A 13,411-nucleotide genomic window follows, 5' to 3' on the forward strand; every position below is an offset into this window, starting at 1 on the left:
TATAATTCTAAATAGATATTTAGAATTTCGACTAAAATATATTTTGAAAACTATAAATTAATATAGAATGAAATTAAAAAAAAATGGCTTGTTAAGTCTTCTAATAGTAGCCATAATATTTCAGTCTTGTACTGATAAAAAGAATAATAAGATTGAACTTGCTGAAATTCAAAAACCAGTATATAAGGCTAACTGGGAATCCATAAAAGCGAATTATAAAGATCCTACGTGGTTTAATAAACAAAAATTCGGAATTTTTATTCATTGGGGAGCATATAGTGTTCCAGCTTATAGTTCAGAATGGTACCCAAGGAAAATGTACATGGATACTGCTACCTTTTCAGCACAATTGAAATTGGGAAAAAAAGGGCCCTCTGATGTATATCTTCATCACAAAGAAAAATGGGGTAAGCAAAAAGATTTTGGGTATAAAGATTTTATTCCCATGTTTAAAGGAGAGCAATTTAATGCAGATGAATGGATAAATTTGTTTAAACGAGCTGGTGCTAAATATGTAATTCCGGTAGCCGAGCATCACGATGGCTTTGCCATGTATAACTCGAACATAACAAGATGGAACTCTGTTGATATGGGACCCAAACGCGATATACTGGGTGAACTTTTTAAATCGGGTAGAGAAAACGGAATAATTATGGGGGCTTCATCTCATTTTGCGTTTAATTGGTCATACTATAATAAGAAAGATCATTTTGATACAACAAACCCAGAATTTTCAGATTTGTATTCTACAAAAGGGAAAGATTTAAATGAACCGGTTTCTGAGGCGTTTAAAAAGCTTTGGTGGTCTAGAACTAAAGATATTATTGATAATTATCAACCAGATATTTTATGGTTTGATTTCTATCTTGATATTCCTGATTTTGCTGATCAAAGACCGAAATTGGCTGCTTATTACTATAATAAGGGTATTGAATGGGGAAAAGAAGTGGTTTTACAAGATAAAAACTTTTCCCATGAAGCCTTTCCAGAAGGAACCGTTATTTATGATTTGGAACGTGGTAAATTACCTGGTATTCGAAAATTACCTTGGCAAACAGATACATCCATAGGGAAAAACTCTTGGAGTTACGTTACAAATTGGAAATCTAAAACGGCAAATCAGATAGTTGATGATTTGGTAGATATTGTTAGTAAAAATGGATGTTTATTATTGAACGTAGGTCCAAAATCTGATGGCACCATTCCAGATGACCAAAAAGCTATTCTATTGCAGATTGGAGATTGGTTAAAAGTTAACGGCGATGCAATTTATGATACCACATATTGGAAAACTTTTGGAGAAGGGCCTACTGAAGTTAAAAAGGGACATCATTCTGAAGGCAATAATAGTGATCTGTCATCTAAAGACATTAGGTTTACTACTAAGGGCAATTCCCTTTACGCAATAGTTCTTGATTGGCCAACGGATGGTATTGTAAAAATAGAGACTTTAGGTAAAGCTTCTGAATATGCTAAAGACATAAAGATTTCAGATGTTAAAGTTTTAGGTAGTACGGAAGATATTACATGGCGTCAAGAAAATAATCACTTAGTGGTCACCATGCCAAAAGTGAAGCCATGTGACTTCGCTTATGTAATTCAATTGAATTAGTGAGAAAAATACGGTGTTATAAAAAATGGAATGTCAAAACATTAAACTCAATAAGTTTATTTTAAAATGAAAAATATAATTATATGTCTGGCTTTATTATTAAGTTGTTTTTTAGTCAACGCTCAGGAACGGCCAAATGTAATTGTGATATTGGCTGATGATATTGGGGTAGGAGATATTTCATTTTACAGAGAAGAGCATACTAATAATAGTATTGTTCAAACACCAGCTATAGATCAATTGGCAAGGGAAGGCATGATATTTAATGATGCGCATTCACCGGCAGCGCTTTGTGCTCCAACCCGTTATGCCATTATGACTGGCAATAATTGTTACAGAAGTTATGCGCCATGGGGCGTGTGGGGGGCTTATCAACCGTCACCTATTAAACCAAATCAATTAACGTTAGGGAAGCTCATGAAAAATGCAGGATATCAGACCGCTTTTTTTGGGAAATGGGGATTTGGTATGGACTTTCTTAGAAAAGATGATTCAACAAAAATATATCGAGGGCCCCGCAAACGTGTAGAGCTGGATGTTGATGTTAGGCAAATAGCCGGGAGAGGTCCAAAACAAAATGGATTTGATTATAGTGTCACTTTTGCTGCAGGAATTCAGAATGTGCCCTATGTGGTTTACGAAAATGAACAATGGATGCCTCTTAATAAACAATCTGAGATTGGATATATTTCTCAAAAGAAAATGGACAAGATTGGTGTGACATTAGATAAAGATGAGGGTTTAGGCGATACATTTTGGGATCCACATCATATGGGGCCATTATTGGTAAAAAAAGCACTTAGGTTTATAGAACAGAGCGAGGAAAGTCAACCGTTTTTTATGTACTATTGTTCGCTGGCCGTCCATCTACCTCATACACCCTCAAAAGAATTGGATAATAAGAAAATAGCAGGCTCTACACCTTCTAGTCATTTAGATATGGTTAAAGAGCTAGATGTTCAGATAGGCATGCTCATTAAAACATTGAAAAAGAAAGGTATTTATGATAATACTGTTTTTATTTTTACATCAGATAATGGCGGGTTGTTAGACAAAGAAACTGCAAAGTCTGGTCACCGCTCTAATTCTATTTATCGTGGTGGAAAAAATCAACCTTTTGAAGGGGGACATCGTGTACCTTTCATTGCTTCATGGCCAAGAAAAATTAAAGCGCAGTCAGTTTCTAATGTACCCATCTTAGGAATAGATATTTTAAGCACATTAGCGGATATTACTAATCAAAAAATTGAAGAAAATCAAGCCAATGATTCAGCGAGCCTCTTACCAATTTTGCTTAATGAAAATAGTAATAAGGTGCACCCATTTTTGATTTTACAATCGGGTACAGGTAAAGAAGGTATTATAATAAAGGATGGTTGGAAACTTATCATTGATTTTGATAAAAAGGATAAAACGCTTAAAACAAGAACACCTAGCGCTTTATTTTACTTACATAATAATATTAGTGAGAATGAAAATCAAAACTTAATCACAAACTCTAAATATCAGGATAAAGTTGATGAGTTATTTGATACGTTCAATGCAGCCAGAGATAGTGGTATTAGCACAAAAAATTAGATCGAAAAATTTAAAAAATATTCATTTATGAAATCTGTAAACAAAGTACTTAAGAATGTTTTAATATTAACTTTAATGCTTCTGGTAAACGTTATATATTCTCAGGATGCGCCATATTTTGAAAGCGGTGAAGATCCAAAACCTTCAAAAGCAAAATGGAAGTTAGTCAAGCAAATGTCTGATGAATTTAATGGAAAAAGTGTTAATGAAAATAAGTGGCAAATTTCAGGTCAGGGATGGATTGGTCGTGCACCAGGTTTGTTTCAAGCTGAAAACATAAATGTTTCGAATGGAAATTTACAAGTCACAACAAAAAAATTAGCTAATCCAATAGTTAAACAAGGAAAAGAATTTACACATGGTGGTGGATATGTAGGCTCAAAAGTAGGTATGAGTTATGGTTATTATGAGTGTAGAATGAAGGCGAATAAAACCTTTATGTCTTCCACATTTTGGTTAATTAACGAAAGCAAGGGTGTCAAGGGTTGCGATAAAAGAACAACAGAATTGGATATTCAAGAATGCGTAGGTGAAATTGTAAATGACGCAGAATGGATGAAGGATTTTGATCAAGCAATGAATTCAAACACACATAGTAGAAATATTCCCGAAGGTTGTAATTATGAAAAAGGAACTAGTAAAAGTGGTGCACTTGCAGGAGGTAAAGTTTATGATGATTTTCATGTCTATGGTGTGTGGTGGAAAAGTAAAAATGAAATATTGTTTTTCTTAGATGGAAAACTTATAAAAAACGTTACCCCGCCGGCCGATTTTGATATTAAAATGCATTTAAGAATGGTTGTTGAGACCTATAATTGGAACCCTGTGCCTTCTGATGGAGGTATGAATATGTCAGCAGACGATAGAACAACATATTATGATTGGGTGCGTTCTTGGAAATTACTTGACAAACTTTAAAAATATTAAAGTGCAGAGTCGAGTTAAGGATTTAAAGGGTTTGATAACAGTATTGGTTACCCTCCTATATGTAAGTGTTTTTGCCCAAGATCGTCCAAATATTTTAGTTATTCTAGCGGATGATTTAGGTTACGCAGATCTTGGTTTCACGGGTTCAAAGGACATAAAAACGCCTAACTTGGATAAACTGGCAAATAATGGAGTAGTCATTAAAAATGGCTACGTCACCCATCCTTATTGTGGACCTTCAAGAGCAGGTTTGATTACTGGAAGATATCAAGCGCGTTTTGGTATGGAAATAAACCTAACCAATTCACCTTATGATATGTATAATGGGTTGCCACTGACAGAACAAACTTTTGCAAATCGTTTACAAAAATCAGGTTATAAAACAGGCATAATTGGTAAATGGCATCTAGGAGGCTCGAATACATTCCACCCTAATAATAGAGGATTCGATTATTTTTATGGATTTTTATCTGGTGGTCATTCTTATTTTCCTGATAACGTACGAACTCACATGCCTTTAATTATCCCTGGTAAAGATAGGCCACATTATAGTGCTAATGAAGGCGGGTATTGGCCGCTAACGAGAAATGATAAGCCAGCTGAGTTCAACGAATATTTAACAACGGCATTAAGTAATGATGCGGCAAAATTTGTAGCTAATAGTAGTCAACCGTTTTGCTTATATCTTGCTTATAACGCACCTCATACTCCATTAGAAGCACCTAAAGAAACTATAGAAAAATACAGGCATATAAAAGATAAAAAGCGTCGTATCTATTCGGCTATGGTAGATGAGATGGATAAAGGCATTGGGATTGTTGTAAAAGCTTTAGAAAAATCAGGTCAATTAGATAATACACTTATTTTCTTTTTGTCTGATAATGGAGGTCCTAGAAAAAGTGGAGAAACCTTTACCAATAATGGAAATTTTAAAAAAGGAAAAGGAAGTATGTATGAAGGAGGCTCTCATGTTCCTTTTATAGTACATTGGCCAAATGGTAATTTTAAAATAAGAACATTTGATGGATTAGTTTCAGCTTTAGACATTGCTAAAACAGCTGTAGAAATAGGAAATGGCGATACTTCTGGAAAACCGTTGGAAGGTGTTAATTTAATTCCTTATTTAAAAGGCGATAAAGAAGGTTCTCCGCATGAGGCATTGTTTTGGAGAAGGAAAGATGGTGTTGCATGGGCCGTTAGAACTTTAGAGGGTAAATACCAAAAAGAAAACAGTGATCAATTAAGTGCATTGTTCAATATGACTGAAGATCCATATGAGGATTTTAATATTATCAATACATCCCCTAAACTAAGGAAAGAGCTGGCTAAACTCTGGAATGAATGGAATAAAGATAATATTGGAAATATATTTTTACAGGCTAATGATTATCAGAAAAAACGCTTAAAAATGTATAAAGATCTTTATGAAAGTTTATTAATAAAAGCCAAGAAAAAAGAAACTTTAGTTATTGATTAAAAAAATAGTTAACTAATTTTTGTTTAATAAGGCTTCGTTTTTCTCAGAAATACGCTTTTTCTGCTTTGGGTTTAAGCCATTTTTAAGGTAAATTTCAGGACGATGATATACATGATGTTTTTTCATATCTGGATCATTTAAATCTTGACTTAAATCACAATCAAACCTAAGAAGCATAGCATGGTTTTCTTTCCAGGTAGTAACATTGGTTAAGTGAGATATACCCCATGTAATACCTCTACCATCTTTGGTATTTGTAAAAGCATCAGGAATAAAAGGTCCTGCGGCCATGGGCATTAATTCGACAAGAGCCGCGATTTCAAAATTAACACCATCTTTTGCAAATTGTATGGTATTATGCTCATTACCATCTCTAATTATTAGCGCAGCAATACCCTCTTGAAATGGAAAAAGCGAAGTTTCATGGCCTGATGCTAATACTGGGTTGAGTTGGCTTTTACTAAATGGACCCAAGGGATTATCGGCCGTGGCTAGCCCCTGCATTCTAATAAGATTTGGTTGACCATCAAAATCAGATTTATAATATAAGTATATTTTATCTTTATAAACTAAAGGGTAGGGGTCGTGGATGGAGTACTGATCCCAAGAATCTTTAGGACCATTCGGAATTATTATTTTGTTTACAGGTGTCCATGGTCCATCCGGAGAATCAGCATATGAAGCTAAAACGGGACAATCATCGCCGCGCAAACCACTGGCCTCACTAAAACCTTGATAATACATATAGAATTTGCCTTTCCACTTTAAGACATCAGCGGTTGAAACAGATCGATGTCCTAAATTTGGTTTAGGAGGTCGAGGTATCGCTACACCTTGTTCTTCCCAAGTAAACCCGTCTATACTAGTCGCATACCAAATTTCAGATAAATCCCAATCTGCTGAGGGAATGGTTTCTGTAGAAGCCTTTGCCCCTTTTGGAGGTGTTGCAGTTTGCCTATGCGTATAATAAACATAATATTTGCCATTTTCAAAGATTACTTTGGATGGATCACGACGTGAAATAGTTCCATCATGATTGCTATAATCTAAGCCTTTAAGGGCTGTATATTTAAATTGTGTGTAGAGTTCATTATCTTCAGGTCTTGGAGCTCTATAATTATCGTAATTACGCTGCATCGCCAAACTCAAAGGTTGATCCGGTTTTTTATCTGGTAAGACAAAAGGAAAAGATTGTGCGTTTAATTTTAATGGATTTAATAAACATCCGGATAAAATTATACCAAGTAAAAATAAATAGTCTTTTTTCATAGTATTGAAATCATTAGAGTCTTTGTTATATTGAAGCGTTGTTTTTTTAGTTTTAGATATATTGAAATAAAGGATTAACCAAAAAAGTATTAGATTAAAAATATTGATTAAATATGGAAGCCAGATCTGTTTTATCCTTAGTGTCGATCTGCCATTTTTTCATGTGTTTCAATAGTTTAACTACAGTGGGCTTATACTTTTTTTTTGCAATCAAATTTTTTATTTCCCAAGGGTCAATTTTGAGATCATACAATTCCAAATTACCACTCTTAGGATAAACTATCAATTTTTTGTTTTCTGCAATAACACCTCTTTGGTCATCAAACATAGCGAGATAAATGGAAGCTCTTGCTTTTTTATCTTCATAAATTAATGGCATTAGGCTTTGAAAATCAGTCGCTGCATGATCTTTTAATTCTATTAGATCAAAAAGAGTTGGCACTATATCTTGTAGGTATACGCGTCCAGTAACCTTGCTATTTGCTTTTATTTTTGGAGCCTTAATAATAAGCGGTGCGGTTACACTAGGTTCATAAAGGCAGACTTTACCTGCAACACCATTTTCACCAAAGTTAATTCCATGATCTGAAGTAAATACAATAATAGTATTATCATATAGCCCTTTCTTTTTAAGAGATTTTATAATATCACCTATTCTAATATCCATGTGTGTGACCATAGCATTATTTTGCTGAACACGTTTTTGCATGGTTTTCGTCCTTACGGGGTTATTGGTATATTGATATTTAACATTAGGATTTAACGGTGTTTTATCTATCACACTTGGCGGTAATACCATGTTATCTGAAGGATATAAATCGTAATATTTCTGTTCTGTTTGTCTTGGAACATGGGGAGCATTAAAGGCTACATATGCAAAAAATGGTTTGTCGTTATTATAGTTATTAATAAAATTAACAGCTTCATTTGCTGTAATATCGGTAATATGTCCGGCATCAGTATTATATGTTTTTAATTGTCCTGGTTGAATGCTACCTGTTTCATCAAACAAAACATTTGGCGTTTTTCCCATGGCATGCCATTTGCCCGTCATAAACGTATAATAGCCATTGTTATGGAGAACTTCAGGCAATGCGATAGGAGCATTTTTTTTATTGATTTTCTGCGATTTCCAAAGATACTTTCCATAAATAAGCATGGTTCTACTAGGTATACAAACAGCCGGAGACCAACATCCCATATTATATGCAGAAGTGAAAGAAACACCTTCCTTTGCTAATTGATCAATATGTGGTGTGACCATCTGCTTATTTCCATATGCCTGAACAGCTTGATTACTTTGGTCATCAGACTCAATAAATAAGATGTTCATTTGAGCTAATGTGGAATATATTATTCCAAAGAATAGAAGGAAAAAAATAATTTGCGTTTTCATATTTTAAGTTTATCTCATATCAATCACAAAAAATTCCTTTTATAAATAAGGAGGCCACGATTATATTTTGCTTAGGTAAAATTATCGATTCAAAAAAAAATTAAATGCAATAAATGTGCTTAAAAATATGAGGTATGTTTTTTCAGTGTAAAGAAAGAAGAAGGTTAAATTTTATGTGTAAGAAAAAAAATCAAAAACAAAAGATTTTTGTGAATTAACACATTTGTTTCATTAGCAAAAACATATGTGGGATAAAATGGCAAATTACATTTGTAGATTAGCAGAATGGTTAAATCTGTTATAAAAATTCAACTAACTAAAGAGGTGAATAAGTTATACAATATATACCTTCTGATTTATGAATTCCCTGGTTTTCTCGCCTTATGTTTTGTGAATTTGATCTATAATAATTGGAAATTAATTGTTAATAAAGCAAATACTGAATACAGCAATGACATCACCAAGCTATTTTTTTAAGAGGAATTTAGTGCCTTATTTATTGGTATCCCTTCGTTTTTTCGCTCAAGAAGTTGATTTTTCATTTTTAGATAATAAACCGCCTCTTGAAGAGCGCATGTAAAAATTGGTGTCGCAAATGACCATAGAAGAAAAAATAAGTCAATTAACACATGAAGCAGACGTGATTTTAAACATTAGAAATTTAAGTAAAAGATAATGCACCATTTATGAACCGTAAAATCATCCTATTAGTTTTCATGGTAGTTATGAATTTGGGTATTGATGCTCAAGATTATAACAATACGCCTTTTAGTACGCCAGAACTTGAAGCGAAAGTAGATAGTTTAATGTCTAAAATGACAATGGATGAAAAAATAGCGCAGATTACAGGAACGCGTTTAAGAGAACTAATGGTTGATGGAAAAGTGTCCTTAGAAAAATGTCGGGAGCTGATACCAAATGGTATTGGTCATTTTTGTCAGTTTTCAACGGGGCAAGCGTTAAATCCAGAAGCGTTAAGAGATTTAGTGCGTGAAGTTCAAAGTTATCTAATGACTGAAACACGTTTGAAAATCCCGGCTATTTTTCATGAAGAGGCTATTACAGGTTTTGCAACTCAAGGTGCAACCACGTTTCCTCAGCAAATAGGTATGGGTTGTTCTTGGAATCCAGAATTAGTTAAAAGAAACACACAATCTACAGCTCAAAATATGCGTGATGCCGGGGCAACATTCGCATTATCACCAATGTTAGATTTAAGTAGAACTGCGCACTGGAATAGACATCAAGAAAGTTATGGCGAAGACGCATATTTAACATCTAGAATGGGGGTTGCCTTTGTGAATGGTTTACAAGGCGATGACTTTAAAACAGGTATTGCGACAACTGTAAAGCATTTTGCAGGTTATGGCACAAAAAATAACAGTGAGAAAACCTTATATGAAGAATATTTAATGCCTTTTGAAGCTTGTATTAAAGTAGCTGGGGCAAAAAGCGTCATGCCTTCATATGGTGTTTATAAAGCCTTACCTATTTCAGTTAATCCAAGCATGCTAGATCGTATGTTACGAAGAGAAATTGGTTTTGATGGTATGGTAGTAAGTGATTACGGCGCTATTAATATGGTTTATAAAAAGTATAAACAAGCGCCTAATATAATGACGGCAGGTGCTATGGCGATAAATGCAGGCATTGATATAGAATTTTCAGCACCTACTGCATATCCGCTATTGCCAGAAGCTATAGAAAAAGGTTTAGTAACTGAAGAAGTGATTAATACCGCTGTAAAACGGTGTTTAATTATGAAACTAAAACTTGGGTTATTTGATGAAAATCAAAGTATTGGAAAGGATGGTGCGCTGGATTTTGATCCACCAGAATTTAGGGAATTAGCCTATCAAGCGGCGTGTGAATCGATTGTGCTTCTTAAAAATGATGGTATTCTTCCTTTGAAAAAAAACGTTAAAAAGATTGCTTTAGTTGGCCCAAATGCAGCTACAACTCAAGGGCTTTTAGGTGATTACACGTATCAAGCCATGCGTGCCTTTTGGAAAAACGAACCTTATGATGCTCTAAATCCAAAGTTAGTAACGCTAAAAGAAGGTCTAGAAAACAGTTTAAGAAAATCAGTAAAAATTGAACATGAAAGAGGCTGTGATTGGAGTGCTGAACTAGAAGCAAAAATAGATAAAAGCGGGTTTGGAGATGACCGATTAGGTAAATTAAAACTACTATCAGTACAAGGACTTCCTCAACCAGATTTACAAAATGCAATAAAAATATCTAAAGAGAGTGATGTTATTATAGCTGCTATGGGTGAGAATATTTCATTAAATGGTGAAGGTAGAAGCAGAAAGGGTATTGGTTTACCTGGTGAACAAGAAGCTTTTGTGGAACAATTATTAGCGACAGGTAAACCTGTAATCCTAGTTTTATTTGGTGGGCGGCAACAAGTAATTGATAAATTAGAAGGACGATGTGCAGCCATTATAAACGCTTGGTTTCCAGGTGAGGAAGGCGGTAATGCCCTTGCAGATATTATTGTTGGAAAAGTAAATCCTTCTGCTAAATTATGTGTGACTTATCCAAATAGTCAAAAACGGGAAGAAGTTAATTATCAAAATGGTTATAGTGAAGCGCAATTACCACTTTATCCATTTGGTTATGGCTTGTCATATACAAACTATGAATATTCTGATTTCAAAATGGCATCTGAAGTTAGTATAGAACAGGAACGTTTTTCAATTTCAATTAATGTAAAAAATACGGGTAAAATGGATGGTAAAGAAATTGTGCAACTTTATGTTTCCCCAACCGATAGAAATTCGGGCATGAAGCCCATTCAACTTAAAGGCTTTAAAAAGGTAGCGATTAAAGCTGGAAAAACAAAAACGTTAACTTTTGAAGTTTCGCCACAACAATTGGCACAATATATAGATAGTAAATGGATAGTTGAAAGTGGAAGTTATGAGTTTAAAATTGGAGCTTCCTCAACGGATATTAAATTAAAAGGAATAATTAATTTAAAAGGTGATAATTTATTCCTTGAAAATGGAAGAGACATATTTTTTTCTGTTAATCAATAAGGCGAGTAGTGGAAAGAAAGCACATTGATACGTATTGAATGCTATACTTAAACCATTAGGATTATGAGAAATATAGGATGCTTGAAAGTACTGTAATTCCTTCTTTTTGTTAGTTTTAGTTCATTTGCTTAAAAATCAAAAAGATCCAATGTTATTCTTATTCTTACTGATGGTTAGGGTATTGGAGACTTAGGGTGTCATGGAAATCCATGGTTAAATACACCTAATATTGATAAAAATTTTTGGCAAGTTGTATCAATTTTTAAAAGATGAAGGTTTAATGGAGAATACCATTTTAATTTAGATGTCAGATAACGGTAACCGATTTGGTTATCAAATGTTAAAAAGAAATAAAAAAAGATGATTTTGAAATAGCTGTCAAAGTTCATCTAGAAAAAGGCAAGACTTTTTTACAAAATGATAGTAATAGAAGGGAACAAAACCTATGGTGTTTATTACACCTATGTAAAGAATTTAAGGTAACCTAAAAAAATAAGTATGTATAAATTAAAAATGATGTATTTGGCACTACTTATGTTCGGTGCGTCCCATGGTCAAAATAAACCAAATATAGTTTTATTATTTGCTGACGATATTAGTGCTAGGGAATTACCAATATATAAATCGAGTGTTTGGAGCCCACCAGAGGGCGGCAATACTACAAATTTGGAGTATAGAGCTAAAACACCTGTACTAGATAAATTAGCGGAAGAAGGCTGTTATGTAAAAACAGCTTGGGCAGCTACTGTTTGTGGGCCAAGCAGAGCAATGATGATGACTGGACGTTATGCGCATTTACATAAATGGTGGCATAATAAGGACAAAGGAAAAGCACCAAACGGAAAAGGGATCTGGAATTTATACGATAGTTCGCCACATTCTATTGCTGATGTAGCAAAAGCTGGAGGTTACGCTACGTTTTGGGCGGGTAAAACCCAAATGAAGATTGATGGTTTTGCATTTGATGAAGGTTGTTTTACACCCGGAGAAGGCTCATATAATACCCCAATATACACCACGGATTTTAGATTAGAGAGTAGAAAAATAAATGGAAAGAAAGTTATTTTTAATGCTGATACTAATAAAGAGATTCATAAAAAGAGTTATGTGCAATCTGGTTGGTATTGGAAACCTCATGTGCAACTATTGCATCATCCAAGTACTAGTCAAAGATTAGTCTGGTGGCCTCATGATAAGAAATCAAAAAAGAGATTTGGCTTGGATACGTTTGGACCAGATGTTGAGTTAGAATTTGTATTTGATTTCATGGAGCGAAAGGCCAAAGCAGATGCCCCTTTTTTTGTATACCACACAAGTCATTTAGGTCATGATGCATGGGATTTTTTAAACCCAAGCTCTAAGGGTAAATGGCCAGGGACACCAAAAATTAGTTGGAATGGTAAAAAATATACGCGAGTAACTCCTAAGGTAACAGGTGATAACGGTGTTTACAATGATTATGGAACTATTACTGAAAATGGAATTCATTCTCATGTGAATTATTTGGATTATCAAGTGTGGCAATACCTGAATAAATTTAAAGAACTTGGTATAGAAAACAATACCATTTTTATTTTTTGTGCCGATAACGGAACTAGTGGATATGGTAAATCTAGTCCAATATGTCAAAAAGGAACACATGTTCCTCTAATTATTTATGCTCCAGGAATGAATCTGACTAAAAAAGGCGTACAAGATGTTTTAGTAAATATGGCAGACATTGTACCAACCATAGCGGAATTGGGTGGTGTTGAATTTCCTGAATCCTATGAGATGAATGGAGAAAGCTTAATCCCTTTTTTAACCACTAATAAGACCACACATAGAGATTGGATTTATGGTTACCATAAAGAAATGACCCTTATACGCGGAAGTCTTGTTTTAAAAGATGGGAATAATGTATGGTATGATGTGAGCGAATATCCAGACGACTTGATCAGTTTTCCTAAAATTAAAGATTGGGATGAAGTGTCTGAAGCGCACAGAAGCGAACGGGATAAGTTGAAAGAAGTGGTGCCAAGGTTTGATAGGCATGCCAGGGCGCATGACGCTCCAGAAGGAGGGTATGGTGAGGTAGATCGTTTAATCAAGAAATAGTAATTAAAATA

General features: G+C 34.2%; 8 protein-coding genes. 6 read left to right on the plus strand and 2 right to left on the minus strand.

Translation table 11 applies throughout. The annotated features are described in order from the left end of the window. Nucleotides 1–67: 67 nt before the first annotated feature. From IE051_RS14060 to IE051_RS14075, 4 genes are all read left to right on the plus strand, one after another. The gene (locus tag IE051_RS14060) at nucleotides 68–1,612 is read left to right on the plus strand and encodes an alpha-L-fucosidase (protein WP_189361724.1); all 1,545 of its coding nucleotides are present in this window, start codon (nucleotides 68–70) and stop codon (nucleotides 1,610–1,612) included. A gap of 66 nt (nucleotides 1,613–1,678) precedes the next feature. Then, entirely contained in the window at nucleotides 1,679–3,190 is a 1,512-nt protein-coding gene (locus IE051_RS14065; RefSeq protein ID WP_189361726.1) for a sulfatase family protein, read from the plus strand. A gap of 27 nt (nucleotides 3,191–3,217) precedes the next feature. Continuing rightward, nucleotides 3,218–4,108: a family 16 glycosylhydrolase gene (locus IE051_RS14070; protein WP_189361728.1), complete on the plus strand. Its 891-nt coding sequence runs from the start codon at nucleotides 3,218–3,220 to the stop codon at nucleotides 4,106–4,108. 10 nt (nucleotides 4,109–4,118) lie between these two features. Then, nucleotides 4,119–5,594, plus strand: a complete 1,476-nt coding sequence (locus tag IE051_RS14075) for a sulfatase-like hydrolase/transferase (RefSeq protein WP_229796823.1) — start codon at nucleotides 4,119–4,121, stop codon at nucleotides 5,592–5,594. Nucleotides 5,595–5,606: 12 nt separating this feature from the next. Here IE051_RS14075 and IE051_RS14080 read toward each other — a convergent pair whose 3' ends face one another. Continuing rightward, nucleotides 5,607–6,863: a glycoside hydrolase family 117 protein gene (locus tag IE051_RS14080; protein ID WP_189361732.1), complete on the minus strand. Its 1,257-nt coding sequence runs from the start codon at nucleotides 6,861–6,863 to the stop codon at nucleotides 5,607–5,609. A gap of 94 nt (nucleotides 6,864–6,957) precedes the next feature. Then, complete coding sequence (locus IE051_RS14085; RefSeq protein WP_189361735.1) at nucleotides 6,958–8,259, minus strand: sulfatase-like hydrolase/transferase; 1,302 nt, start codon at nucleotides 8,257–8,259, stop codon at nucleotides 6,958–6,960. 686 nt (nucleotides 8,260–8,945) lie between these two features. Between IE051_RS14085 and IE051_RS14090 the strand changes: the two genes are divergently transcribed. Further along, on the plus strand, nucleotides 8,946–11,303 hold the full coding sequence (locus IE051_RS14090; protein WP_189361737.1) for a glycoside hydrolase family 3 N-terminal domain-containing protein: 2,358 nt from the start codon (nucleotides 8,946–8,948) through the stop codon (nucleotides 11,301–11,303). A gap of 498 nt (nucleotides 11,304–11,801) precedes the next feature. Next, nucleotides 11,802–13,400: a sulfatase-like hydrolase/transferase gene (locus tag IE051_RS14095; protein WP_189361739.1), complete on the plus strand. Its 1,599-nt coding sequence runs from the start codon at nucleotides 11,802–11,804 to the stop codon at nucleotides 13,398–13,400. The last annotated feature ends 11 nt before the right edge of the window (nucleotides 13,401–13,411 follow it).

This window comes from Algibacter mikhailovii (assembly GCF_014651495.1).
GTDB classification, from domain to species: Bacteria; Bacteroidota; Bacteroidia; order Flavobacteriales; family Flavobacteriaceae; genus Algibacter_E; species Algibacter_E mikhailovii.

Bases quoted from the DNA above. Each gene is read 5' to 3' on its own strand.
- IE051_RS14060 (WP_189361724.1), top strand. From the start codon at position 68: ATGAAATTAAAAAAAAATGGCTTGTTAAGTCTTCTAATAGTAGCCATA.
- IE051_RS14065 (WP_189361726.1), top strand. From the start codon at position 1,679: ATGAAAAATATAATTATATGTCTGGCTTTATTATTAAGTTGTTTTTTA.
- IE051_RS14070 (WP_189361728.1), top strand. From the start codon at position 3,218: ATGAAATCTGTAAACAAAGTACTTAAGAATGTTTTAATATTAACTTTA.
- IE051_RS14080 (WP_189361732.1), bottom strand. From the start codon at position 6,863: ATGAAAAAAGACTATTTATTTTTACTTGGTATAATTTTATCCGGATGT.
- IE051_RS14085 (WP_189361735.1), bottom strand. From the start codon at position 8,259: ATGAAAACGCAAATTATTTTTTTCCTTCTATTCTTTGGAATAATATAT.
- IE051_RS14090 (WP_189361737.1), top strand. From the start codon at position 8,946: ATGAACCGTAAAATCATCCTATTAGTTTTCATGGTAGTTATGAATTTG.
- IE051_RS14095 (WP_189361739.1), top strand. From the start codon at position 11,802: ATGTATAAATTAAAAATGATGTATTTGGCACTACTTATGTTCGGTGCG.